Origin of the sequence: Phenylobacterium sp., assembly GCF_004297125.1 — a bacterium.
GTDB lineage: Bacteria > Pseudomonadota > Alphaproteobacteria > Caulobacterales > Caulobacteraceae > Phenylobacterium.
This window is the reverse complement of the sequence record NZ_SCVD01000030.1, coordinates 68348-89195: the sequence shown is the minus strand read 5'-3', so window position 1 is coordinate 89195 and position 20848 is coordinate 68348. Positions and strand designations below refer to the sequence as shown.

General features: G+C 70.1%; 21 protein-coding genes. 8 read left to right on the top strand and 13 right to left on the bottom strand.

Annotated features, from left to right (window positions below):
* Positions 1-13: 13 nt before the first annotated feature.
* Both EPO51_RS21950 and EPO51_RS21945 read right to left on the bottom strand, forming a co-directional pair.
* Positions 14-1183 (bottom strand): acyl-CoA dehydrogenase family protein, encoded by a 1170-nt coding sequence (locus EPO51_RS21950; RefSeq protein ID WP_293354624.1) that lies wholly within the window; start codon positions 1181-1183, stop codon positions 14-16.
* A 2-nt stretch (positions 1184-1185) separates the two neighbouring features.
* Complete coding sequence (locus EPO51_RS21945) at positions 1186-2202, bottom strand: NAD(P)/FAD-dependent oxidoreductase (protein WP_293354621.1); 1017 nt, start codon at positions 2200-2202, stop codon at positions 1186-1188.
* A 77-nt stretch (positions 2203-2279) separates the two neighbouring features.
* Between EPO51_RS21945 and EPO51_RS21940 the strand changes: the two genes are divergently transcribed.
* The 3 genes from EPO51_RS21940 to EPO51_RS21930 all read left to right on the top strand — a co-directional run bounded on the left by EPO51_RS21940 (position 2280) and on the right by EPO51_RS21930 (position 4384).
* Positions 2280-2801 carry a CinA family protein gene (locus EPO51_RS21940; RefSeq protein ID WP_293354618.1) on the top strand — a complete coding sequence of 174 codons (522 nt, stop codon included), beginning with the start codon at positions 2280-2282 and terminating at the stop codon, positions 2799-2801.
* A 141-nt stretch (positions 2802-2942) separates the two neighbouring features.
* Positions 2943-3557 carry a DUF6644 family protein gene (locus tag EPO51_RS21935; RefSeq protein WP_293354615.1) on the top strand — a complete coding sequence of 205 codons (615 nt, stop codon included), beginning with the start codon at positions 2943-2945 and terminating at the stop codon, positions 3555-3557.
* Positions 3554-4384, top strand: coding sequence for a DUF6644 family protein (locus EPO51_RS21930; protein ID WP_293354612.1), 831 nt, complete (start codon positions 3554-3556; stop codon positions 4382-4384). Before EPO51_RS21935 ends, EPO51_RS21930 begins: the two co-directional genes overlap by 4 nt.
* Before the next feature lie 2 nt (positions 4385-4386).
* On the opposite strand, the gene EPO51_RS21925 is transcribed toward EPO51_RS21930, so the two are convergent.
* Positions 4387-5316 carry a LysR family transcriptional regulator gene (locus EPO51_RS21925; RefSeq protein ID WP_293354609.1) on the bottom strand — a complete coding sequence of 310 codons (930 nt, stop codon included), beginning with the start codon at positions 5314-5316 and terminating at the stop codon, positions 4387-4389.
* A 237-nt stretch (positions 5317-5553) separates the two neighbouring features.
* Between EPO51_RS21925 and EPO51_RS21920 the strand changes: the two genes are divergently transcribed.
* Complete coding sequence (locus EPO51_RS21920) at positions 5554-6129, top strand: NADPH-dependent FMN reductase (protein ID WP_293354606.1); 576 nt, start codon at positions 5554-5556, stop codon at positions 6127-6129.
* Between the two features lie 31 nt (positions 6130-6160).
* Positions 6161-6961, top strand: a complete 801-nt coding sequence (locus EPO51_RS21915) for a DODA-type extradiol aromatic ring-opening family dioxygenase (RefSeq protein ID WP_293354603.1) — start codon at positions 6161-6163, stop codon at positions 6959-6961.
* 80 nt (positions 6962-7041) lie between these two features.
* On the opposite strand, the gene EPO51_RS21910 is transcribed toward EPO51_RS21915, so the two are convergent.
* The 4 genes from EPO51_RS21910 to EPO51_RS21895 all read right to left on the bottom strand — a co-directional run bounded on the left by EPO51_RS21910 (position 7042) and on the right by EPO51_RS21895 (position 13375).
* Positions 7042-9444: an ATP-binding protein gene (locus tag EPO51_RS21910; protein WP_293354600.1), complete on the bottom strand. Its 2403-nt coding sequence runs from the start codon at positions 9442-9444 to the stop codon at positions 7042-7044.
* 70 nt (positions 9445-9514) lie between these two features.
* The gene (locus EPO51_RS21905) at positions 9515-10327 is read right to left on the bottom strand and encodes a TrmH family RNA methyltransferase (protein ID WP_293354597.1); all 813 of its coding nucleotides are present in this window, start codon (positions 10325-10327) and stop codon (positions 9515-9517) included.
* Positions 10328-10332: 5 nt separating this feature from the next.
* Positions 10333-12453 (bottom strand): M13 family metallopeptidase, encoded by a 2121-nt coding sequence (locus tag EPO51_RS21900; protein ID WP_293354594.1) that lies wholly within the window; start codon positions 12451-12453, stop codon positions 10333-10335.
* A gap of 103 nt (positions 12454-12556) precedes the next feature.
* Positions 12557-13375 carry an acyl-CoA thioesterase gene (locus tag EPO51_RS21895; protein ID WP_293354591.1) on the bottom strand — a complete coding sequence of 273 codons (819 nt, stop codon included), beginning with the start codon at positions 13373-13375 and terminating at the stop codon, positions 12557-12559.
* A 156-nt stretch (positions 13376-13531) separates the two neighbouring features.
* Between EPO51_RS21895 and EPO51_RS21890 the strand changes: the two genes are divergently transcribed.
* A complete protein-coding gene (locus EPO51_RS21890) occupies positions 13532-13936 on the top strand; it encodes a hypothetical protein (RefSeq protein ID WP_293354588.1) in 405 nt (134 codons plus the stop codon).
* A gap of 10 nt (positions 13937-13946) precedes the next feature.
* Here the strand turns inward: EPO51_RS21890 and EPO51_RS21885 are convergent, their stop codons facing one another.
* Complete coding sequence (locus EPO51_RS21885; protein ID WP_293354585.1) at positions 13947-15365, bottom strand: malonate--CoA ligase; 1419 nt, start codon at positions 15363-15365, stop codon at positions 13947-13949.
* 46 nt (positions 15366-15411) lie between these two features.
* On the opposite strand from EPO51_RS21885, the gene EPO51_RS21880 reads away from it, so the two are divergent.
* Positions 15412-16692: an amidase gene (locus EPO51_RS21880; RefSeq protein ID WP_293354582.1), complete on the top strand. Its 1281-nt coding sequence runs from the start codon at positions 15412-15414 to the stop codon at positions 16690-16692.
* Here EPO51_RS21880 and EPO51_RS21875 read toward each other — a convergent pair.
* The 4 genes from EPO51_RS21875 to EPO51_RS21860 all read right to left on the bottom strand — a co-directional run bounded on the left by EPO51_RS21875 (position 16689) and on the right by EPO51_RS21860 (position 19672).
* Complete coding sequence (locus EPO51_RS21875; protein ID WP_293354579.1) at positions 16689-17390, bottom strand: phosphatase PAP2 family protein; 702 nt, start codon at positions 17388-17390, stop codon at positions 16689-16691. The two genes, EPO51_RS21880 and EPO51_RS21875, sit on opposite strands and share 4 nt — an antisense overlap.
* 39 nt (positions 17391-17429) lie before the next feature.
* Entirely contained in the window at positions 17430-17609 is a 180-nt protein-coding gene (locus EPO51_RS21870) for a hypothetical protein (RefSeq protein ID WP_293354576.1), read from the bottom strand.
* A gap of 111 nt (positions 17610-17720) precedes the next feature.
* The gene (locus EPO51_RS21865; RefSeq protein WP_293354573.1) at positions 17721-18863 is read right to left on the bottom strand and encodes an L-lactate dehydrogenase; all 1143 of its coding nucleotides are present in this window, start codon (positions 18861-18863) and stop codon (positions 17721-17723) included.
* 53 nt (positions 18864-18916) lie between these two features.
* Positions 18917-19672, bottom strand: coding sequence for a hypothetical protein (locus EPO51_RS21860; protein WP_293354570.1), 756 nt, complete (start codon positions 19670-19672; stop codon positions 18917-18919).
* Positions 19673-19845: 173 nt separating this feature from the next.
* On the opposite strand from EPO51_RS21860, the gene EPO51_RS21855 reads away from it, so the two are divergent.
* Positions 19846-20178: a hypothetical protein gene (locus EPO51_RS21855; protein WP_293354568.1), complete on the top strand. Its 333-nt coding sequence runs from the start codon at positions 19846-19848 to the stop codon at positions 20176-20178.
* Here EPO51_RS21855 and EPO51_RS21850 read toward each other — a convergent pair.
* Positions 20175-20846 carry a cytochrome b/b6 domain-containing protein gene (locus EPO51_RS21850; RefSeq protein WP_293354566.1) on the bottom strand — a complete coding sequence of 224 codons (672 nt, stop codon included), beginning with the start codon at positions 20844-20846 and terminating at the stop codon, positions 20175-20177. The two genes, EPO51_RS21855 and EPO51_RS21850, sit on opposite strands and share 4 nt — an antisense overlap.
* Positions 20847-20848: the final 2 nt, after the last annotated feature.

The window sequence follows — 20848 nt, the reverse complement described above, 5'->3', positions numbered from 1 at the left end:
GCCCGGGCCTGTCCTAGTAGCTCTTGGGCAGGCCCAGCACGCGTTCGGCGATGTAGTTCAGGATCATCTCGCGGCTGACCGGCGCGATCCGCGCGATCATGGCTTCGCGGAAGTAGCGCTCCACGTGGAATTCCTTGGCGTAGCCCATGCCCCCATGGGCCAGCACCGCCGCCTCGCAGGCGCGGAAGCCGGCCTCGCCGCCCAGGTACTTGGCCGCATTCGCCTCGGCGCCGCAATCGCGCCCGGCGTCGTGCAGGGCCGCGGCCTTGAAGGCCATCAGGTTCGCGGCCTCCAGCTCGGCCCACGACTTCGCCAGCGGATGGGCCACGCCCTGGTTCTGGCCGATCGGCCGGCCGAACACGATCCGCTCCTTCGCGTAGCCCGCCGCCCGCTTCAGCGCCGCTCGGCCCAGGCCTACCGCCTCGGCCCCGATCAACACCCGCTCGGGATTCAGCCCCTCCAGCAGGTAGTAGAACCCCCGCCCCTCCTCGCCGACCAGGTCCTCGGCCGGCACGTGCAGGTCGTCGATGAAGACCGCGTTCGATTCCACCGCCTTGCGGCCCATCTTCGGGATCGGCGTCGCCTCGATCCGGCTGCGGTCGAAGTCCGTATAGAACAGGCTCAGGCCTTCGGTCGGCCGCTTGACCTCGTCCTTAGGCGTGGTGCGGGCGATGATCAGCATCTTGTCGGCCCGCTGGGCGTTCGTCGTCCACATCTTGCGGCCGGAGATGACGTAGCCGTCGTTGGTGCGGATCGCCTTGGTGGTCAGGCGGGTGGTGTCGAGGCCGGCGTCGGGCTCGGTGACCGCGAAGCACATCTTGTCCTGGCCCGAGATCAGCCGCGGGATGTGCCTCTTCTTCTGCTCGTCGCTGCCGAACTTCACCACCGGCATCGGCCCAAAGATGTTCAAGTGCATCGCGCTGGCCCCGGAGAAGCCAGCGCCGCTCTCCGCCACCGCCTGCATGACGATCGCCGCCTCGGTCAGGCCCAGGCCCGAGCCGCCCAGCTCGGTCGGCATGGCCACGCCCAGCCAGCCCGCCTCGACCATGGCGGCCACGAAGGCCTCGGGGAACTCACCCGTCTCGTCGGTGCGCCGCCAGTAGTCGGCGTCGAACCGCTCGCAGAGCCGCACCACCGCGTCGCGGATCGCCTGCTGCTCGTCCGAAAGCCAGAAGCCGTTCATCGTCATGCCCCGAAGCGCGCGGGATCCAGCGCGGCGGCATATGGCCCCGCATCACGCCCGGTCACGCAAGCCGCCACCATGGTCGCGACCAGGGGCGCCAGCAGCCAGCCGTTGCGGCGCGACCCCACCGCCAGCATCACGCCAGGCGCGGCGCCGGCGCCCACCATAGGCAAGCCATCTGGGGTCGTCGCCCGCACGCCCGCCGCCATCTGGATCGGGGCGCCGCGCAAGCCCGGGAACAGCCGCAGGCCCGCCGCGAGCAGGGGCATGGCCTGACCTTCCTCGATGGCGACGTCGCCGCGTCCCGGCTCCATGGTCGCGCCGAACGCCAGGCCCGAGCCCGGCGCGGCGTAGACGCCCTCTCCGCGCACGGTCGCCCCCGCCGACTCCGCCGCCACGCGGACGATGTGGCCCTTGATGGGAGAGAGGCGCGCCAGTTCGGGCGCCACATCCTCGAGCCCCTCCTTGGCGCCGGTCGCGATCACCAGCACGTCGGCGTCGCCGCGGCCGCGGACGATCCTGCGCTGGAACGTCACCCCCGCCGCCCTCGCGGCGCTCGCCAGCGCGCCAAGGCTCGTCGGAGCGTCCACCCGCCAGTCCTCGCGCGACAGCAGGGCCTCGTCGAAGGCGTCGGACAGACCTGGGGCCAAGCCCCGCGCGGCCTCGCCGCCGATGTCCATCGGCCGCAGTTGCAGGGCGGAGAATCCCGCGGCCACCTTCTCCAGCCAGGGCTCGTCGCCCACCGCCAGGGCGCCGGAACGATCCAGGAAGATCCCCGCCCGCTGGGCCAGGCCCGGCCACAGGTCGCGGGCCAGCATCAACAGGTCCAGGTGCGGTCGCGCGCTCTGGTCCAGCACCGCTTCGAACACCGGGGCGATCATTCCGGCGGCGATGCTGGAGGCGTTGGGCCCGCCGGGGTCGCAGACGGTGACCTCGCAGCCCGCGTCCGCCAGCGCAAGCGCCGTCGTCAGGCCCAGCACGCCGGCGCCGGCCACAGTGACTCGGGGGGATCCGCTCATGCCCCTAACGACCCGTTGCGGTTGGGAAAATCAAGGCCCGGAACCCGAGCTTGGCCGGAGGGGTTCTCACGCTCGACATGGCCGAAGCCCTCGATCCCGCCATCCCCGACGACATCGAGCGCCTGGCGCAGGAGGTGCTGGCGCAGGCGTGCGACCGTGAGGTGATGCTCGCCACGGCGGAGAGCTGCACCGGCGGCCTCCTCGCCTCCCTCCTCACCGACATCCCCGGCAAGTCGCACGCCTTCGAGCGCGGCTTCGTCACCTATTCCGACGAGGCCAAGCATGAGCTGCTGGGCGTCTCCCGGGCGATCCTCGAAGGGGATGGAGCCGTGTCGGAAGCCGCCGCGCGCGCAATGGCCGAAGGCGCCCTCGCCGCCTCCCGCGCTCACCTCGCCGTCTCGATCACCGGGTTCGCCGAAGCCGCCCCGGACGGTCCGGCCGGCCTCGTCCATTTCGCCTGCGCGCGCCGCGGCGGGGCGACCCGCCACCGGATGGAGCGCTTTGGCGACGTCGGCCGGGCAGAGGTGCGGCTGGCGGCGCTGCGCGTGGGACTGAAGCTGCTGCGCGCCAGCCTGAACCCACGGGCCCGCGCCGCCTGATTTCCCGGATTGCGGGGTTCCGCGGGCGCCCGTAGCCTCGCGACCCACGGCGAGACCATGTTGCGTCCGCGTAGCAAACGCGCAATGGACTCGCATGCCGGGCCCTATAGAAGAGCCGGTATGCTGGTGGGGGAACTCTAGTTGATACGCGACTTCCTGGTCTGGCTGGCCACCCAGGTGGGGAAAGGCCCCGGCGAGTACGATCCGTCCTGGAGCGAGGGGCTCGCTTCCACCCTGAATGTCTGGGGCCTGCTCGAAGGCTCGCACGTCCTGTCGCTGATGCTGTTCGCGGGCACCATCTTCCTGGTGGACCTGCGGCTGCTGGGCGTCGGCTTCAAGAAGACGCCGATCTCGGTCATCAGCGACCGCGTCCTGCCGCTGACCGTCTTCGGCTTCGCGCTCATGGTCGTGACCGGGCTCTTGCTCTTCTACGCCAAGCCGTTGCTTTATTATCATAATCTCTGGTTCCGCCTGAAGTTGATCTTCCTGGCGGTCGCGGTCATCAACATCTTCATTTTCCACTACAAGGTGCAGAAGGACCGCGACCAGTGGGACACGGCGGTCAAGCCGCCGGGCAAGGTGCGGCTCTCCGCCGTGGTTTCGATCCTCTCCTGGATCCTCGTGATCATGTTCGGTCGCTTCATCGCCTACGACTGGTACGAGTGCGGCAAGGCGCTCCCCCATTGGGCCAACGCGGCCCAGGAATGCGCGATCTCCGAACGCGGCGCCGTCGACCTCACGGAGATGACGAAGTGATCAGTCCGCAGGACTTCTTCCCGCAGCTCGCACCCTGGGTCAGCCAGCTCGACGAGACCTTCCCCGGCGCGCAGATCAAGCCGTACTTCGCCCAATGGGAGGTGCTGCACATCCTGTCGCTGGCGCTGCTGGGCGGCGCCAGCATCCTGCTCAACCTGCGCCTTATCGGCTCGGGCCTCACGGATGAGAGCCCGTCCGAGGTGCGCCGCGGCGTGCTGCCCTGGCTGAACCTGGGCGTCTTAGGCGTGCTGGTGACCGGGATCCTGATCGGCACGTCGAACCCGGAGCGGCTCTATACCTCGGAGGCCTTCACGGCAAAGATGCTGGGCCTGGCGGCGGCGCTGTTCCTCACCTACGGCGTCAGCCTGCCGGCGGCCCGGCGCGACGGCCGGCTCAGCGCGGGCGCCGGCGTCTCCGCCGCTATCGGCCTCGCCCTCTTCGGGCTCTGCATCGGCGTCTTCGCAGTCGCCAAGCTGGTGAACCCCGGCCTCTGGCACGTGATCATCGCGGGGTCCCTGATCGTGCTGTTCGTCACCAGGGGCCTGACCCGGATCGTCTACCTGGTCGGTCTCCTGGCCCTGATGGCGACCCAGCTCGCCCTGCATCAGCTGATCTACAAGCCCGACGACTACGCCCACCTCGATCCGGCCAACAAGATCATGATCCTGGTCTACCTGGCCTGGATCCTGGCCGCCGCCGCGGTGCAGATCGTCAGCGCCGGGCGCAGCCAATCCGGCGCCGGCCCCGCCACCAAGGCCCTGGCCTACGCCGCCATACTGGTCTGGGTCACGACCGCCGCCGCGGGGCGCTGGATCGCGTTCGCCTGAACCTAGGCAGCCGGCGGGTGCTTGTCGCCCCAGCCCTGGTGCCACTCCGGCTCGCCGGCGTAGCGCTTGGCCAGGAAGTCCACGAAGGCGCGCACCTTGGCCGCCAGGTGCCTGGCGTGCGGATAGACCGCGTGCACGTGGATCTCCTCGGGCTCGAAGTTGCACAGGATCGGGACCAGGCGGCCTGATCGCAGGTCCTCCGCCGCCGCGAAGGCCGGGGTGCGCACGATGCCGAACCCCCGGACCGCCGCCTCGACGCAGGCCTCGGCGCCGTTGAACCGCAACCGGCCATGCACCCGCACCTCCTGGGCGTCCCCCTTGCGTCCGAAGCGCCACAGGGTGGCGTCGCGGGCGTTGGTGTCCAGGACCACCTCGTGCCCGGCCATGTCCTCCAGCGTGAGCGGCATTCCCGCCCCGGCCAGATAGTTGGGCGACGCGCAGGTGATCATCCGCACCGCCGCCAGTCGCCGCGCCACCAGGGACGAGTCGGTCAGGTGGCCGATGCGGACGGCCACGTCGAAGCCCTCTTCCACCAGGTTCACCATCCGGTCCGAGAAGGTGACGTCAAGCGATACCGCCAGGCAGCCGGTGGCGAACTCCAGCAGCGCGGGGGTGAGCTGGTTCCTGCCGAACGAGACGGGCGCCGAGACCTTCAGGTTGCCCGATGGACCGCTCTGGTCGCGGACCGAACTTTCCAGGGCGTCGAAGCTCTCCAGGAGGTCGCGGGCCCGTTCGAGGTAGGCCTGGCCCGTGTCGGTCAGCGACACGTCCCGCGTCGTGCGATTCAGCAGTCGCGCGCCAAGCCGGTTCTCCAGCCGGGCCACCAGCTTGGAGACCTGGGCGCCGGAGACGTCCAGCTTGCGCGCACCTTGCGTGAAGCTGCGCGCCTCGGCCACGGCCGCGAAGGCGCGGATCTCGTCCAGACGGTCCATTCGATTGTTTCCTGTTTGGACAGACAGTCCTTCAAACGACCCGGATTATCAACTGTCGAGACAAGGCCCATCTTCCCGTCATTCCGAGGCCACCGGCCGGCGGAAACGAGATCAGAAAGAGTCTTCCCGTGTCGCAAACCATCTCGCCCGGCCGGTCCGCCCCCCAGGCAATCAAAGGGCTCTGCGTCATCGCCGGCGCCTGAACCTCGAACACCCCCTCTCGCAAAGGAAATCGTCATGACCCAAGTCCGTAACGTCGCCGTCGTCGTGGGCTCGCTCCGCAAGGACAGCGTCAGCCGTAAGCTGGCCAAGGCCTTCGCCGCGCTCAACCCGAACCTGAAGTTCAGCATCGTCGAGATCGCGGACCTCCCGCACTTCGACCAGGACCTCGAATCCGATCCGCCGGCCCAGTGGGTCCGGTTCCGCAGCGAGATCGCCGCGGCGGACGCCGTCCTGTTCGTCACGCCGGAATTCAACCGTTCGGTCCCTGGCGCGCTCAAGAACGCCATCGACGTGGGCTCGCGCCCCTACGGCTCCAGCGTCTGGAACGGCAAGCCCGGCGCGGTGATCAGCGTCTCGCCCGGCGCCATCGGCGGCTTCGGCGCCAACCACCACCTGCGCCAGTCGCTGGTGTTCCTGAACGTGCCGCTGCTCAGCCAGGAAGCCTACATCGGCAACGCGTTCGCGCTGTTCGATGACGCCGGCGAGATGATCAACGAAGGCACGACCGAGTTCCTCAAGTCCTACGGCGCCCAGTTCTCGGCCTGGATCGAGAAGATCGTCCACGAAATCCCGGCCGCGAAAGCGGCCTGACCGAGCCCCCCGGAAGGTCCCAGGTAAAGCCATGACCCTGCCCACCGTCTTCCTCCCCCACGGCGCGGGCCCCTGCTTCTTCATGGAGTGGGGTCGGGGTCCGGCCGACACCTGGGACCGAACCGCGGCCTATCTCCAGGGCCTGATCGCCAGCCTGCCCGAACGCCCGAAGGCCATCCTCGTGGTCTCGGGCCACTGGGAAGCCCCGGTCTTCACCGTGGCAACCGGCAAGTGGCCGCAGCTCGACTACGATTACTTCGGCTTCCCGCCGCACACCTACGAGCTGACCTTCAGCGCACCGGGTTCCCCCGGCCTGGCGCGCAGGGTCCGCCGGCTCCTCGGCGAGGCGGGCATCGCCTCGGCCGAGGACGACGAGCACGGCTGGGACCACGGCGTCTTCGTGCCGCTGAAGCTGGTGACGCCGGACGCCGACATCCCGGTCGTCCAGCTCTCGCTGAAGGCCGATCTGGACCCTGAGGCCCATCTAGCCGCCGGCCGGGCGCTACGGCCGCTAAGGGACGAGGGCGTCCTGATCGTCGGGTCGGGCATGAGCTGGCACAACATGCGCGGCTTCTCGCCGGCTTTCACCGAGCGCTCGGCGAAGTTCGACGCCTGGCTCGAAGGCGCGGTCACCGACGCCCCGAACCGCGACGCCGTCCTCGCCCGCTGGGACGCAGCGCCCTACGGCCGCGAAGCCCACCCGCGCGAGGAACACCTTCTGCCCCTGATGGTGGCCGCCGGCGCCGCCCCGGGCGAACCGGCGGTCGTCGCCTTCCGCGACACCGTCATGGACGTGGTGGTCTCAGCCGTGGAGTTCGGCCGAGCCGCCTAAGCTCTCTAGCGAGAGGGACCGGAGATCCTCCTTACTCCCCCGGCGCGCACACACCCGCCGATGAGGATCTCCGGATCTCGCTAAGCCGCCGCCGTCCTCGCGTCTGCGACCCCATCCACCGCGATCTGCAACGCCTCGTAAAGCCTCTGGGCCTCAATAGGCTTGGCGACGAAGGCGTCCATCCCGGACTCCAGATACTCGGCGATCTGGTGCGGCATGGCGTTGGCCGTGAGCGCCACGATCGGCGTCCGCGCCCGCCCCTCCGACCGCTCGCGGGCGCGGATCATCGCGGTGGCGGTCGGGCCGTCCATCACCGGCATCTGCACGTCCATCAGGATCACGTCCCAGGCCTCGCGCTCCCAGGCCTCCAGCGCCGCGCGGCCGTCGCCGACGATCTCGGGCTCGATGCCGACCTGGCTCAGCAGGGTCTTCAGGACCAGCTGGTTCATGGCGTTGTCCTCGGCCGCCAGAACGCGCACCGGACGGTCCTCGGCCGGTCGAGACCGCGCCTTGGCCCTCGCCGGTTTCTTCGGCTTCGGCGTGGCGCGAGCCACCTTCTTGAGCGGCAGGATGGCGGTGAAGGTCGAGCCCATGCCTGGCGCGCTGGTGGCGCTGACCGTGCCGCCCATCGCCTCCGCCAGCTCGCGGCAGATGGCCAGGCCCAGGCCCGTGCCGCCGAACTTCCGCGTCGTCGAGGCGTCAGCCTGGGCGAATTTGCGGAACAGGCCGGCGAGCTGGAAGGCGGTCATGCCGATGCCGCTGTCGAACACGGTCAGCGAGAGCGCGTCCCGTTCGCGGCCGATCCGGACCTTCACGCCGCCCTTGTCGGTGAATTTCAGGGCATTGGAGACCAGGTTCCAGAGGATTTGGCGGATCCGCACCTGGTCGCCCTCGTAGACGCCCTGGGCGGCCTTATCGACACTGAGTTCGAAATCGAGCCCCTTGGTGTCGGCGATGGCCTGGAAGGTCGCGTGGACCGAGCGGGCAAGATCGTCCAGCTCGAACTGCGCCGTTTCGAGATCCAGCTTTCCGGCCTCGATCTTCGACAGGTCCAGCACGTCATTGAGGATGGTCAGCAGGGTCTCGCCCGACTGCTTGATCACCTCGATCCGTCCCCGCTGGGTCTCGCTCAGATCGGCGTCGGCGGCCATGGCCTGGGCCATGCCCAGCACCCCGTTGAGCGGGGTGCGGATCTCGTGGCTCATGGTGGCGAGGAAGGCGCTCTTGGCGCGGTTGGCGGCCTCCGCCTCGTCCTTGGCCTGGACCAGGGCCTGTTCGGAAGCCTTGCGCGCCGTGATGTTGCGCAGCGCGCCAACCAGCCGCAGCGGCCTGCCGGCCTCGTCGGTGATCAGCTTGGCGGTGCCGGCGGCCCAGATTTCCTGGCCGTCGCTGCGGGCGACGCGGTGCTCGGGCTGGTACGGAACGCCCTCGTGCTCATGGCGCGCCCATTCGGCCTTCACGCGAGCCCTGTCCCGCGGGTCGATGCCGACCCAGATGTCCTTCGCCAGGTCGGGGTAGGTCATCGGCTTCTCGTAGAAGCTGTCTTCGGCGCCGACCTTGAAGAGCTCGCCGCGGACATAGTCCATCTCGTAGACGTGCAGTTCGGCCAGCTCGAGGCCGACGCGCAACCGCTCCTCGGACCGCTCGATCCGGTCCAACGCCTCGACGAAATGCGTGATGTCGTACGAGCTGACGATCAGGCCGCCGACGGCGCCGTCGACGTCCAGCCAGGGCGCGAGCTCGACCTTGGCCCACCCCTGCGATCCGTCGTTCTGCGGGAACGGCACGCGCTCGAGCGAGCGGCTGTGGCCGTCCATGCAGTTGAAGATGCCCTCTCGCCACGGCTCGAAGATCTCGGGGCGCAGTTCGAAGAGGGTCTTGCCGACCACGTCCACGCCTTCGAGCCCGCGCGCCTTGATCCAGGCCGGGCTGGCGTAGAGCACGCGCACGTCGCGATCCGTCAGGACCACCGAAACCGGCATGGCGTCGACGATGGCGCCCATGGTGTGCTCGGCGCCCATCTGACCACGCTCGGCGTTCACCCGCGCCCACTCGTCGGCGACGAAGTCGGCGAGATCCTGTAGGCGGCGCGCCAAGCTGGCGTCATATGCGCGCGGCGTGAGACCCAGCACCGACAGCGCCCCGGGCGTGGAGCCGTCCGCCAGGCGGATGGGCGCCCCCGCATAGAACCGTACATGCGGCGCGTTCATGACGGCCGCCTCGTTGCAGAAGCGCGGATCCTTCGCGCAGTCCTCGGACCAGACCACCTCGCCCCGGCGCATGACCTCGCGAATGGACGCCGCGTCGGCGACGGTTTCATTGCTTCGGCTGCGCCAGAAGCCGCTCTCGAGCTTCAGGGTGATCGTGCTGTCGACGTCGCCGAACAGGGCTCTGGCCAGCCGCGTGGCGCGGTCGAAGACCGCCCTGGATCCCTCCAGGTCGATCGGCGTCGTCGCTGCGTTTCGCGCCGGCTCCCGAACCATTCACTCCCCCAGGGTCCGCCCGCTTGTACGGTCCCAGCCCAAGTATCGCCGGTTTGCGTTAAGCGCCTCTTTAAACCGGCCCCTCGCGGCGCGTGGCCAGGTGATGCAGGACGATCCCGCTGGTGGTGGCGACATTGAGGGAATCGAACCCGCCGGCCATGGCGATCCGCACCGCCCGCGAGCGCGCCAGGGCCGCCTCGGGCAGGCCCGGCCCCTCGGCGCCGAACAGCGCCGCGACCCGGCGTCCCGGCCGCACGTCGCCCAGTTCGGTCTCGCCCCGTGGCGACAGGGCGACGCTCTCGAAACCGGCCGCGTCCAGGGCCCGCAGCAGGCTCAGGGCGTCGCCGGCCCGCGCGAACGGGACCGTGAGGGCCGCGCCGACGCTGACCCGGATCGCCTTGCGGTACAGGGGATCGCAGCAGGTGTCGTCCAACAGGACCGCATCGGCTCCGAAGGCGGCGGCGTTGCGGAAGATCCCGCCGATGTTGTCGTGGTTGGCGATGCCGACGAGGCCGACGACCAGGGCGTCCGCCGGCAGCGCCGCGATCATCTCCGCGGCGTCGCGCGTCGGCCGCCGGCCGACCGCCAGGATCCCACGGTGGATCGGGAACCCCACAACCTCGTCCATCGCCACCTGCCCGGCCGCATAGACGGGCGTATCGCCGGGCAGCGCCGCCAGCACGTCGGCCAGGGCCGCCAGCCGGTGCTCGGCCACCAGGACCGAGGCGATGGCTCCGGGCATGGCCACCACCGCCTTCTCCAGAACCACGCGCCCCTCGGCGACGAACAGGCCGTCGCGGCCGGCCAGGTCGCGCTCGCGCACCGCGCGATAGGCTTCCAGGCGCGGATCGCCGGCGTCGTCGATCCGGAGGATCTTGGGCAAGCCGGCTACCAGATCTTCACGCGGTCGGCGGGCGCCAGGTACAGCTTCTGGCCCGGCTTCACGTCGAAAGCCGGGTACCAGGCGTCCAGGTTGCGCACCGTCAGCGCCCGCCAGGGCCCCGGAGAGTGGACGTCGGTCACGACGGTGCGCCGCAGCGACGGCTCGCGGAACTTGGCCCGGTAGTTCTGAGCCCAGCCCAGGAAGAACCGCTGATCGGCCGTGAAACCGTCGAGGGTCTGCGGGGCCGCGCCCTTCAGCGACAGGATGTAGGCGTCATAGGCCGTCGCGAGGCCCGCCACATCGGCGATGTTCTCGCCCAGCACCTGCTGGCCGTTGATGTGCAGGCCGGGCAGCGGCTCGTAGGCGCTGTACTGGTCGGCCAGCTTCTTGGTCTCCGCGCGGAAGCGGGCCATGTCCTGGGCGGTCCACCAGTTGCGCAGGTTGCCGTTCTCGTCGAACAGCGCGCCGGTGTCGTCGAAGCCGTGGCTCACCTCGTGGCCGATGACGCCGCCGATGGCGCCGTAGTTCACCGCCGCGTCGGCGTTGGGATCGAAGAAGGTCGGCTCCAGGATCGCCGCCGGGAAGGTGATCGAGTTCTGGCTGGGGGCGAACAGCGCGTTCACGGTCTGCGGGTTCATGAACCATTCGCCGCGGTCCACCGCCTTGCCCAGCTTGGCGACGTTGCGCTGGTACTCGAACAGGCTGGCCCGGAACTGGTTGCCATAGGCGTCGCCACGGACGATCTCCAGGCCGGAATAGTCACGCCAGGTGTCGGGATAGCCCACCTGGATGCGGAAGTTGGCCAGCTTGCGCCGGGCCTGGGCCTTGGTCTCCGGCGTCATCCAGTCCAGCTTGTCGATCCGCTGGCCGAACGCCTTCAGCACGTTCTCGGCCATCTCCTTGGCCTCGGCCTTGGCCGCGGGCGGGAAATGGCGCTCGACGTAGAGCTTGCCGACCGCCTCGCCCACGGCGTTCGAGGTGAAGTCGACGCCACGCTTCCAACGCTCCCGCAACTGGGGCGTGCCCGACAGGGCCTGGCCGTTGAACGCGAAGTGCTCGTCGACGAACGCCTTCGCCAGATAGGGCGCGCCCCGCTCGACGGTATGGAAGGCCAGATAGTCCTGCCAGGCCTGGATCGGCTGGCTGCCCGCCAGCCTGGCGACGCCGCTGATCGCGCTCGCCTGCCAGGCCCCGAACCGCGGCTGATCGGCCAGGCCCGCAGCCGCCAGGAAGGTGTCCCAGTCGAGCCCGGGGGCCTTCTTCGGCAGTTCGGCGCGGGTCCAGACGGTGTTGGACTTGGCCACGTCGGCGCTCTCGTCCACCGAGACGTGGGCCTTGGCGATGGCGGTCTCCAGCGCCATGACCCGCTTGGCCCGGGCCTCGACGTCGGAATAGCCGGCCAGCTTCAGCATGACGGCGATGTGGGTCAGGTACTTGGCCCGCAACTCCACGAACCGGGGGCTGTCGCCGAGATAGTACTGGCGGTCGGGCATGCCGAGGCCGCCCTGCATCAGGTAGGGCCGGTAGATCGAGGTGTCGTTCAGGTCTTCGGCCACCCAGACGCCGAAGATCCGCTCGGTGACGAAATTGGTGGCGTTCAGCGCGTCGGTGTCGGCCCGCACGCTGCCGCCCAGCACCCGCGCCAGGTCCTTGCGGGTCCTGATCGCGGCGATCGCCTCAAGCTCCGGCTTCAATGGCGCGGCGCCCAGTTGTTCGATCCGCGCCTCATCCATGAAGCTGGCGAAATAGTCGCCGATCTTCTGGGCTTCGGAGCCGGCCGGCGCGGTGGTCTTGGCCGAGTCCTCGATGATCGCCCGGGTCCGCGCCGCCGCCATCTCGCCGATGACGGCGAAGCTGGTCAGGTTCGAGCGGTCGGCGGGGATCTCGGTGCGGTCCACCCACTTGCCGACGCCGTAGCGGAAGAAATCGTCGCCGGCGGCCACCGAGGTGTCCATCCCGGAGACGTCGAACCCGAACGTCCCCACCTGCGCCCTGGGCCTGGGCGACGGCGCGGGGGCCGGCGCGGGCTGCGGCGCCTCGGCGACCGGCGGCGGCGGCATCGTGGCGCAGGCGGACAGCAGGGCCGCGGACGACGCCGCGGCGAGCCAGGACAGGCGGATGGTCATGCGAAGGTACGCTCCCTTGGGCGCGGGTTCGGTCCGCGCCTCGTGTCGCCGCCTCTTACACCCGGCGTAACGGCGAGCGATCGTTACGGCTTTGTCATGCTGCTCAACGGTCTTCGGCGGTCTCACGAACACGCACGATCAGCGACTGGCTGGCCGTCGCCATCAGCTCGCCGTCCTGGGCGTAGAGATGCATCGCCCCGTGCCCGAAGCCGCCATGCACGCCGGCGATGCGGATGTCGCACAGCACCCAGTCGGTCGGCACGATGCGGCGGATGCGCAGGGTGTTGTCCAGGCTGTTGCCGCCGGCGTTCTTGCCCAGCGCCGCCCCGATGCCCGACGGAACGAAGTCGGCCATGATGGCCAGCATCGCGCTGTCGATGGCGATCCGCTCCCGCGGACGCACCCAGAGCGCCGAGCGGCCGTCGGCCTCCGGAGCGCCGCTCCTCGCCGTGCCGTAGCGTCCCTTGGCCACCCGCACCTCGATGCGGCTGTGGAGGCCGCCCTCGGCTGCGCGCCAGTGCTCCGCCGGATCACAGTCCTCGGGAGGCGGCACGTCCGGCCGGTCGGTCCACTGGCCCGACAGCTCGCTGGGCCGGGCGCCCAAGGCGGCGCTGACCGAGATGATCTCCTTGTCGTCGACGTGGCCCTTGGTGTTGGCCTGGGTGTTGTACTTGCCCTGGACCGGCGTCCAGACGTCGATGTCCACCACGCTGCCCGGTCGCGCGAAGCCCAGGTACTGCGCCGTGGCCCAGATCAGCGGACGGCCGGTCGTCCGCTCCAGCGCCGCCACCGCCGAGGCCAGGCCGACCCCGCCGAACATGAAGACGTTGCCTGGCGGCCCCACGCAGATCGACGGGTCCACCGGGAGGTGCCAGCGGTGCGGATTGTGCGTGGCCTTGAGGTCGAAGAAGAGCTTGTCCATCAACCCTCTGAAAGCGCGTCGCACCACCGGGCGCAAGGCGCGTCTCACCTGACGTGTCACCCGACAACATACACGCCTTGCGAGAACTCGATCACTTCCGCATAACCACGAACATTAAGCGTGAAGTGACGCCCGCCGTTTACGGTGTATGTCGCGATGTTCGGATCATCCCTCCCCCTGCCGGCGCCGACCGGCCTTCCACGCGCGCTCTACGTGCCGATCGGCTGCGCCATGGGCGGCGTCGTGCTTGCCCTGTCGCTCAGTTCCCTAACCGACGGCTTCGCGGCGCGGGTGCTGCTGTTCTACGTGGGCACCGCCTTGGCCTATGCGCTCATGCCCTATGTCCGGCGAGGGGATATCCCGCTGGTGGCGGCCTGGGTCGTGCTGCTGGCCGAACTGGCGCCCTGCGTCGCCGGCGAGCTGATCTCGCCGGTCAAGGTCACCGCCGACGTGCTGGGCGTGCTGATGGCCACGGGCCCGATCTATGTGGCCCGCCTGCGCCAGGTTCAGCAGGGCGACGTCCGCCCCGGCGGCCGCCGCGCCACCGAGGCGGGCCGCTAGCCGGTCGCCCTCAGCCTGCGAACAGGTCCGCGTAACGCTGGCGCAGCAGGTTCTTCTGCACCTTGCCCATCGCGTTGCGCGGCAGTTCGTCCACGAACACGATCCGCTTGGGCGCCTTGTAGGCAGCGAGCTGGGTCCGCGCCTCGGCGATCATCGCGGCCTCGTCGCCCTGACCGATGACGACGGCGACGACGCCCTCGCCGAAGTCCCTGTGGGGCACGCCGATCACTGCGCTCTCGGCCACGCCGGCCAGCTCGTCGAGCACCAGCTCGACCTCCTTGGGATAGACATTGTAGCCGCCCGAGATGATCAGGTCCTTGGCCCGGCCCGAGATCCAGACCCGCCCGTCGGGGTCGCGCCGCCCCACGTCGCCGGTGATGAAGAAGCCGTCGGCGGTGAACTCCTCCGCGGTCTTCTCGGGCATCCGCCAGTACTCGCGGAACACGCTGGGCCCGCGGATCTCGATGACCCCTGTCTCCTCGCCGCCTGCGATCCGCAGCTCCACGCCCGGCAGCGGGTAGCCCACCGAGCCCGCGACCCGCTCGCCCTCCAGCGGATTGGTGGTGATGATCACCGCCTCGCTCATCCCGTAGCGTTCCAGGATCCGCTGGCCGGTGCGCTCCTCGAACTCGGCGAAGGTGGACGGCAGCAGCGGGGCCGAGCCGCAGACGAAGAGACGCACGCCCCCGGCCTTGGCCTTCGTGAACCCTGGATTGGCCAGCAGGCGCGTGTAGAAGGTCGGCACGCCCATCATCACCGTCGCCCTGTTCAGGCCGGCCAACACCTCGGCGTCGGCGAACTTCGGCAGCCAGACCATGGAACAGCCGCTCAGCAGCGCGCAGTGCAGGGCCACGAACAGACCGTGGACATGGAAGATCGGCAGGGCGTGGAGCAGCACGTCGTCCCTCGTGAAGCCCCAGGCCGCGTGCAGGGCCAGGGCGTTCTCGGCCAGGTTCCCATGGCTCAGCATCGCGCCCTTGGAGCGGCCGGTGGTGCCCGAGGTGTAGATCAGCGAGGCCAGATCGGAAGCGGCGCGCGGAACGGTCGTGTCCAACGGCGCGCGCTCCGCCGCCTCGGCCACCCAGGCCGGAGGATCGGTGACGAACACCTTGGGCTCGGCGTCGCCCAGGAAGTAGTCCACCTCGGCCGGCGTGTAGGCGCTGTTCAACGGCAGGAAGACCGCGCCCGCCTTGAGCACCCCCAGGTACACCATGATGACCTCGGCGCTCTTCTCCGCCTGCAGCGCCACCCGGTCGCCGGGTCGAACGCCCTCGGCGACGAGCCGGCCCGCGACATGCGCCGCGCCCGTCTCGAGCTCGCCATAGCTGATGGCGCGCCCGTCGCTCAGCAGGAAGCAGGGCTTCGAACGGTCGGACGGAAACCGGCTGGCCAACAGCTCGTAGAGGTTCGCGGAAGTCTGATTTGGCATGTCCGCCTCCCTAGCCTGACCAGACGCGCCGCGCGATAGTTGGGATATGACGCCCGACGAAGCCCTCGCCCGCATTCGCCGTTACGATGGCGCGCTGAAGGCCTTCGTCCAGGTGTTCGACCCGCCCCTGGCCGGCGACGTCGCAACCGGCCCGACCCTCGCCATCAAGGATCTGTTCGACGTCGCGGACGTCCCCACGGGCGGCGGGGCGCGCGTGCCCCTCGACCCCAGCCCGGCCCATCACGCCGTCGTCGTCGAACGCCTGCTGCAGGCGGGCTACGTCGCGGTCGGCAAGACCCACACCGTCGAGCTGGCCTACGGCGGCTGGGGCACCAACCGGGCGGTCGGCGCGCCCTGGAACCCGTGGGACTCCACGATCCACCGCGCGCCCGGCGGCTCGTCCTCCGGCTCCGCCGTCGCGGTGGCGGCGGGCCTCTGCGATGTGGCGCTGGGCAGCGATACGGGCGGGTCGGTCCGCATCCCCGCCGCGACCTGTGGCGTCATCGGCCTCAAACCCGGCCGCGGCCTGGTCAGCCTGAGGGGCGTCCATCCGCTCAGCCCCGCCCTCGACACCGTGGGCGTCCTGGCGCGCGACGTCGCGACGGCCGCCCGCGCGCTCGCCGTCATCTCCGGCCCGGACGGCGAGACCGCCACGCGCGGTCCGTTCGACGCCGAGGCCGCCCTGACGACCGACGCCACCGGCCGCCGCCTGGCCGCCATCCCGCTGGACGCCCTGGGGGAGGTCGATCCAGAGATCGGCCGGCTCTACCTTGAGGCTCTGGAGCGCCTGCGCGGCGCCGGCCTCGGCGTCGAGATGATCGAACCGCCCCAGACCCTGGACCACTCGTTCACCCCCAACGGCATGCTCATGGCCGGCGAGGGCTGGCGCATCTGGAAGGACCGTATCCAGGCGCACGCCGAAGTCATGGACCCCTGGATCGTCCGCCGCTTCGAAGCCGGCCGCGAGATCTCGGACGAGCGCCTGGCCGAGGCGCACCTGCGCCGGGCGGCCGACCAGGCCGCGTTCCACGCCTGGCTGGCCGGCTACGACGGCCTGCTCAGCCCCACCTGCCCGATCCCGGCCCCGCCGATCGACACCGTCGACGAGACCGTCTCCCCGCTCAGCCGCCTCACCCGCGCCGCCAACTACCTGGACCTTCCAGGGATCAGCGTGCCCTGCGGCCTCACCGACGCTGGCTTCCCGGCCGGCCTGCAGATCCTCGGCCGCCCACGCGACGAGGCCTCCGTGGTCGCCATCGGCGCGGCGTTCGAGAAGGTTTCCGGCTGGAATGGCCGCACGCCCGATCTATCGGGTTTCGCGGTCTAGGTCCCGCGGGTCGGCGCGTTCAGGGCCCGGAGCGCGATCCAGCCGAGCAGCGCCCAGGTCGCGCCCAGGAACCAGCCCGCCAGCACGTCGGTCGGCCAATGCACGCCCAGATAGACCCGGCTGAAGCCCACGCCCACCACCACCAGGCCCGCCATGACATAGGCCAGGCCCTTGCTGCGCCGTCGCGCTTCCAGGCTCGCAACCAGCATGGCGAGCGTCAGGAAGGCCGCCGTGGACATGGTCGAGTGCCCGCTGGGGAAGCTCGCCGAATAGACATAGGCCTCGTGAGGCACCAGGTCCGGCCGCGGCCGGCCGTACAGGGCCTTCGTGGCCTGGCTAGAACCCCAGGCCGCCAGCATGACCCCGGCCATCACGGCGGCGTGGACGCGCTTCTTGTGAAACACGAAGGCCAGCACAGAGACGACCGTCACCAGGACCACGAGCGTGGTTCCGCCCAGGGCGGTGATGTCGCGAACCGCTTCCTCGACGTTCTTCGATCCGACCGGATCGGTCAGGTCGCCCGGCTCGCGCAGCATCAGGATGATGCGGCGGTCGACGACCCCGGTCTCACCCTCGGCCATCTCGTCGGCGATGCTGAGGAACGCCCATAGGGCGCCCGCGGCCAGCGCCAGCCCGATCAGGACCCGCGCCTCGAAACGCTTCACGAACCGCCAGATGCGCGCAAGCGCGGCCTTCACCATCACCTGAGGCTAGGGCCGCGCTCCGCGTCCGGCAACCTAGGCCGACAGGCTCTCGCCGCCGGCCGATCGCAAGGTGATCTCCACCGCTTGTTGCGCTGCGGCCTGCGTCGCATGGGCGCCGTCCGCGACCGTTACGCCGTCCTCGTCATAGACGCTCCAGCGCCAGACGTCCTCGTCATGGCTGAGCGAATAGGCCAGGCACTTCAACTCACGCATACCCGTCCTCCGGATTTACCGATCGGGTTCAGAACTCGCAGCAGAGCAAAATGTTTCGCACTGCACAATAGAGTTCGCGTGATGGTGAATTCCGCTCGCGCGGAAGGCGACCTAGCCTTCGTCCAGCAGGCTCCTGCCCGCGTCTTGGACATTTGTGCAGCCTGTCAGGATCATGGCGACGGCCAGTTCGGCCCGCAGGATGTCCAGCATCTTCGTCACCGCCGGCTGTCCGCCGGCGCCCAGCGCCCACGCCCAGGGCCGGCCGACGAAACAGGCCTTCGCCCCCAGCGCCAGCGCCTTCAGCACGTCCAGGCCGGAGCGGATTCCGCCGTCCATGTAGATCTCCAGGTCGCCCCCCACGGCCTGGGCGATCCTGGGCAGGGCCGAGATCGACGACTTCACGCCATCGAGCTGGCGGCCGCCATGGTTCGACACCACCAGGCCCTGCGCGCCGGCCTTCACCGCGTCGCGGGCGTCGGCGGCGTCCAGCACGCCCTTGACCACGATCGGCCCGTCCCAGGTCTCGCGGATCCAGTCCATGTCCTTCCAGGTCACGGATCGGTCGAAGTTCCGGGCGATCCACGAGAGGAAGTCGGTCACGCGCCGTCCTTCCGTGACCGCCCCGACCACGGTGCCAAGGGTGTGCGGCCGGCCGCGTACGAACACGTCCCAGGTCCAGCCCGGATGGGTGACCCCGTCCCACGCCTGGGTGAGCGCCGCCTGCAGGGGAGTCGCGCCCGTGAAGCCGGAGCGGATGTCGCGGTAGCGCGAGCCGGGCGTCGGCAGGTCCACGGTGAACACCAGCACCGGCGACCCCACGGCCTTGGCCCGCTGCAGCAGCTCGCGCATGTAGCCGCGGTCCTTCAGCATGTAGAGCTGGAACCAGGGCGGCGCGGCCGCCTTGGCCACCTCCTCTACGGAGCAGACGCCCACCGTCGACAGGCAGAACGGCGCCCCGGCCTCCGCCGCCGCCCGCGCCGCCTGGACCTCCCCGCGTCGGGCGTACATCCCGGCCATGCCTACCGGTGACAAGCCCACCGGCATCTGCAGCGTCTGGCCCAGGGTCTCGACGGTCATATTGAGCTTGGTGGTGTCGCGCATGACCAGCTGGCGGAGCGCGATCGCCTCCAGGTCGGCCACGTTCCGACGCAGCGTCTCCTCGGCGTACGAGCCGCCGTCGATGTACTCGAAGAAGATGTTCGGCAGCCTGCGCCGCGCCAGTTCACGAAAGTCCGAGACCGAAGCCGCCTTCATGAGTGCCTCCCCGCGCGGCGCGTTGTGGCGGCCCGCGGCGCGCGACGCAAGCGTCAGGCCGAAGCCGCCTCCGCCGCCGGGGCCGACGCCATCGGGCGCGGCCCAAGGACGATCCACACCTGATGGAACCGGGCCATCAGCCGGCCCGCGCGGTCGAACAGCGCGGTCCCGGCGATCTCCTTGCGGCCGTCCTTCAGGATCGGCCAGGCGACCACGACATATTCCTCGCCGGCCTTCACCGGCGCCGCGATCTCGCCGGTCATGGTGCCCAGCAGCGCGCCGTGGCGGCCCTCCGTCTCGACCCAGGCGAAGTAGCCCGGGCAGTCCAGCGCCGCCCACACCACCTCCGGCGCGACCGCGCCCTTGGCGTCGGCGAAGTTGGCGTGCGGCGTCCAGGTACAGGCGACCACGCCGGTCTCGGCGCCCTCGAGCCGGCCGGGCAGGACGCGCAGGCCGTCGCCGTCCTCGCGCTCGGCGCCGCAGGTGAAGCAGATCGGGTGAATCCGCTGAGTCAGGCCGATGTGGCGCAAGCCCGCGGCGCGCGCCGCCTCGAGGCTGGGCGCCGCGGGCGGCTCGGGCAGTTCCTGCGTCGCCGGCCCGCCCTGGCCGATCAGGGCGTCGGCCTCGCCCAGCAGCACATTGCCGCCGTCGCGCGCTTCGAGGGCTAGGCCCACGTCCAGCGGGATCGGCGCGCGGAGCACGGCGGTGACCGGGCCGTCCAGGCCGTCCGCCAGGATGCCGCACACGTAGCCGCCATTGCCGGAGTTCGGCGGGCCGCAGAATTGGCGGCCGATCGTGATCTTGCTCAAAATCGAAGGCTCACAGGGAATGGATCGAAGGCAATGGGTGGGCTTTCTCACGCTTACGCAACGCCATGGAAGCCGAAAACCGAACATCCCGCGTTGGACGGGACCAAGGGTCGCGCTAAAGGGCATGTGACAACCGCCCTGGCGGAATCGGACATCTTCGACGGAGACTATCGGTGAGTGACCGGATCGAACGACCCTGGGCCCTGATGCGCCACCACGCGGGCTGGGCCGACGTGTTCCACATCGACAGCGAGACCGCCGACTCGATCACCGGCTTCTATCCGGACCGCGAGACGGTCGGCCCGCCAGTCAACTACTCCACCCGCGCTGTGCTGGCCCGCTTCGGCTCGCTGGAAGCCGCGCGCGAGGCTCGTGAGGGCGCCGTGTCCGAGTGGCGCAAGCACGACGCCGGCGTCCGTGACGCGGAGGCCGCCCTGCGCGCCGCCGAGAAGCTGCGGGAAGACGCCTGGCTCAACTGCCTGCGCGACGCGGCGAACCGCAGCTAGAACCGCAGGCCCTTCGACAGCACCCAGGCGATCGCGGCGGCCAGCACGACGCCGACGATCAGCCGCCAGACCGGCGCCCCGGCCAGACCGGGGTCGCTGGGTAGGGCCCGGCTGCCGGTGATCATCGCGCCGATCAGGTTGGTGCGCTTCCAGACCCAGTAGAACAGCACCGCGGCGACGTGCAGCACCACCAGCGCCTGCAGGACGCGGAAGCTGAGCTCGTGCCACTCGGCGATCTTGCGGCCCAGCTCGAAGCTGACGCGGTCCGAGAACGGTCCGGCTTCGAAGGCGTCGACATCCACCGCGAACAGGCCCGTGCCCACCTGCGCCAGCAGGACGGCCAGGATCGCCAGCACGCTGAGCGCGCCCAGCGGATTGTGGCCCGGCGTCGTGGCGACATCGCGCCTACCCACCGTCGCGGCATAGGCGGCCACCGCCTTCGGCCCCTTCACGAAGCTGGAGAACCTGGCCGCCCCGCCGCCGGCGAAGCCCCAATAGATGCGGAACAGCACCAGGCCGACGATCGTGTAGCCGCTCCAGCGGTGCCAGTTCAGGTGGTCCTCGGAGGCCCACCACGAAAAGCCGATCAGGACGACCAACAGCCAGTGGACGATCCGCACCGGGCCGTCCCAGAGCTTGACGCGGACGGCGCCCGAGGGGTGGGCCACGC

What these genes read in the sequence shown, in the direction of transcription:
- EPO51_RS21950 (WP_293354624.1), bottom strand. Translation starts at nt 1,183, where the DNA reads ATGAACGGCTTCTGGCTTTCGGACGAGCAGCAGGCGATCCGCGACGCG.
- EPO51_RS21945 (WP_293354621.1), bottom strand. Translation starts at nt 2,202, where the DNA reads ATGAGCGGATCCCCCCGAGTCACTGTGGCCGGCGCCGGCGTGCTGGGC.
- EPO51_RS21940 (WP_293354618.1), top strand. Translation starts at nt 2,280, where the DNA reads ATGGCCGAAGCCCTCGATCCCGCCATCCCCGACGACATCGAGCGCCTG.
- EPO51_RS21925 (WP_293354609.1), bottom strand. Translation starts at nt 5,316, where the DNA reads ATGGACCGTCTGGACGAGATCCGCGCCTTCGCGGCCGTGGCCGAGGCG.
- EPO51_RS21920 (WP_293354606.1), top strand. Translation starts at nt 5,554, where the DNA reads ATGACCCAAGTCCGTAACGTCGCCGTCGTCGTGGGCTCGCTCCGCAAG.
- EPO51_RS21915 (WP_293354603.1), top strand. Translation starts at nt 6,161, where the DNA reads ATGACCCTGCCCACCGTCTTCCTCCCCCACGGCGCGGGCCCCTGCTTC.
- EPO51_RS21910 (WP_293354600.1), bottom strand. Translation starts at nt 9,444, where the DNA reads ATGGTTCGGGAGCCGGCGCGAAACGCAGCGACGACGCCGATCGACCTG.
- EPO51_RS21900 (WP_293354594.1), bottom strand. Translation starts at nt 12,453, where the DNA reads ATGACCATCCGCCTGTCCTGGCTCGCCGCGGCGTCGTCCGCGGCCCTG.
- EPO51_RS21895 (WP_293354591.1), bottom strand. Translation starts at nt 13,375, where the DNA reads ATGGACAAGCTCTTCTTCGACCTCAAGGCCACGCACAATCCGCACCGC.
- EPO51_RS21890 (WP_293354588.1), top strand. Translation starts at nt 13,532, where the DNA reads ATGTTCGGATCATCCCTCCCCCTGCCGGCGCCGACCGGCCTTCCACGC.
- EPO51_RS21885 (WP_293354585.1), bottom strand. Translation starts at nt 15,365, where the DNA reads ATGCCAAATCAGACTTCCGCGAACCTCTACGAGCTGTTGGCCAGCCGG.
- EPO51_RS21880 (WP_293354582.1), top strand. Translation starts at nt 15,412, where the DNA reads ATGACGCCCGACGAAGCCCTCGCCCGCATTCGCCGTTACGATGGCGCG.
- EPO51_RS21870 (WP_293354576.1), bottom strand. Translation starts at nt 17,609, where the DNA reads ATGCGTGAGTTGAAGTGCCTGGCCTATTCGCTCAGCCATGACGAGGAC.
- EPO51_RS21865 (WP_293354573.1), bottom strand. Translation starts at nt 18,863, where the DNA reads ATGAAGGCGGCTTCGGTCTCGGACTTTCGTGAACTGGCGCGGCGCAGG.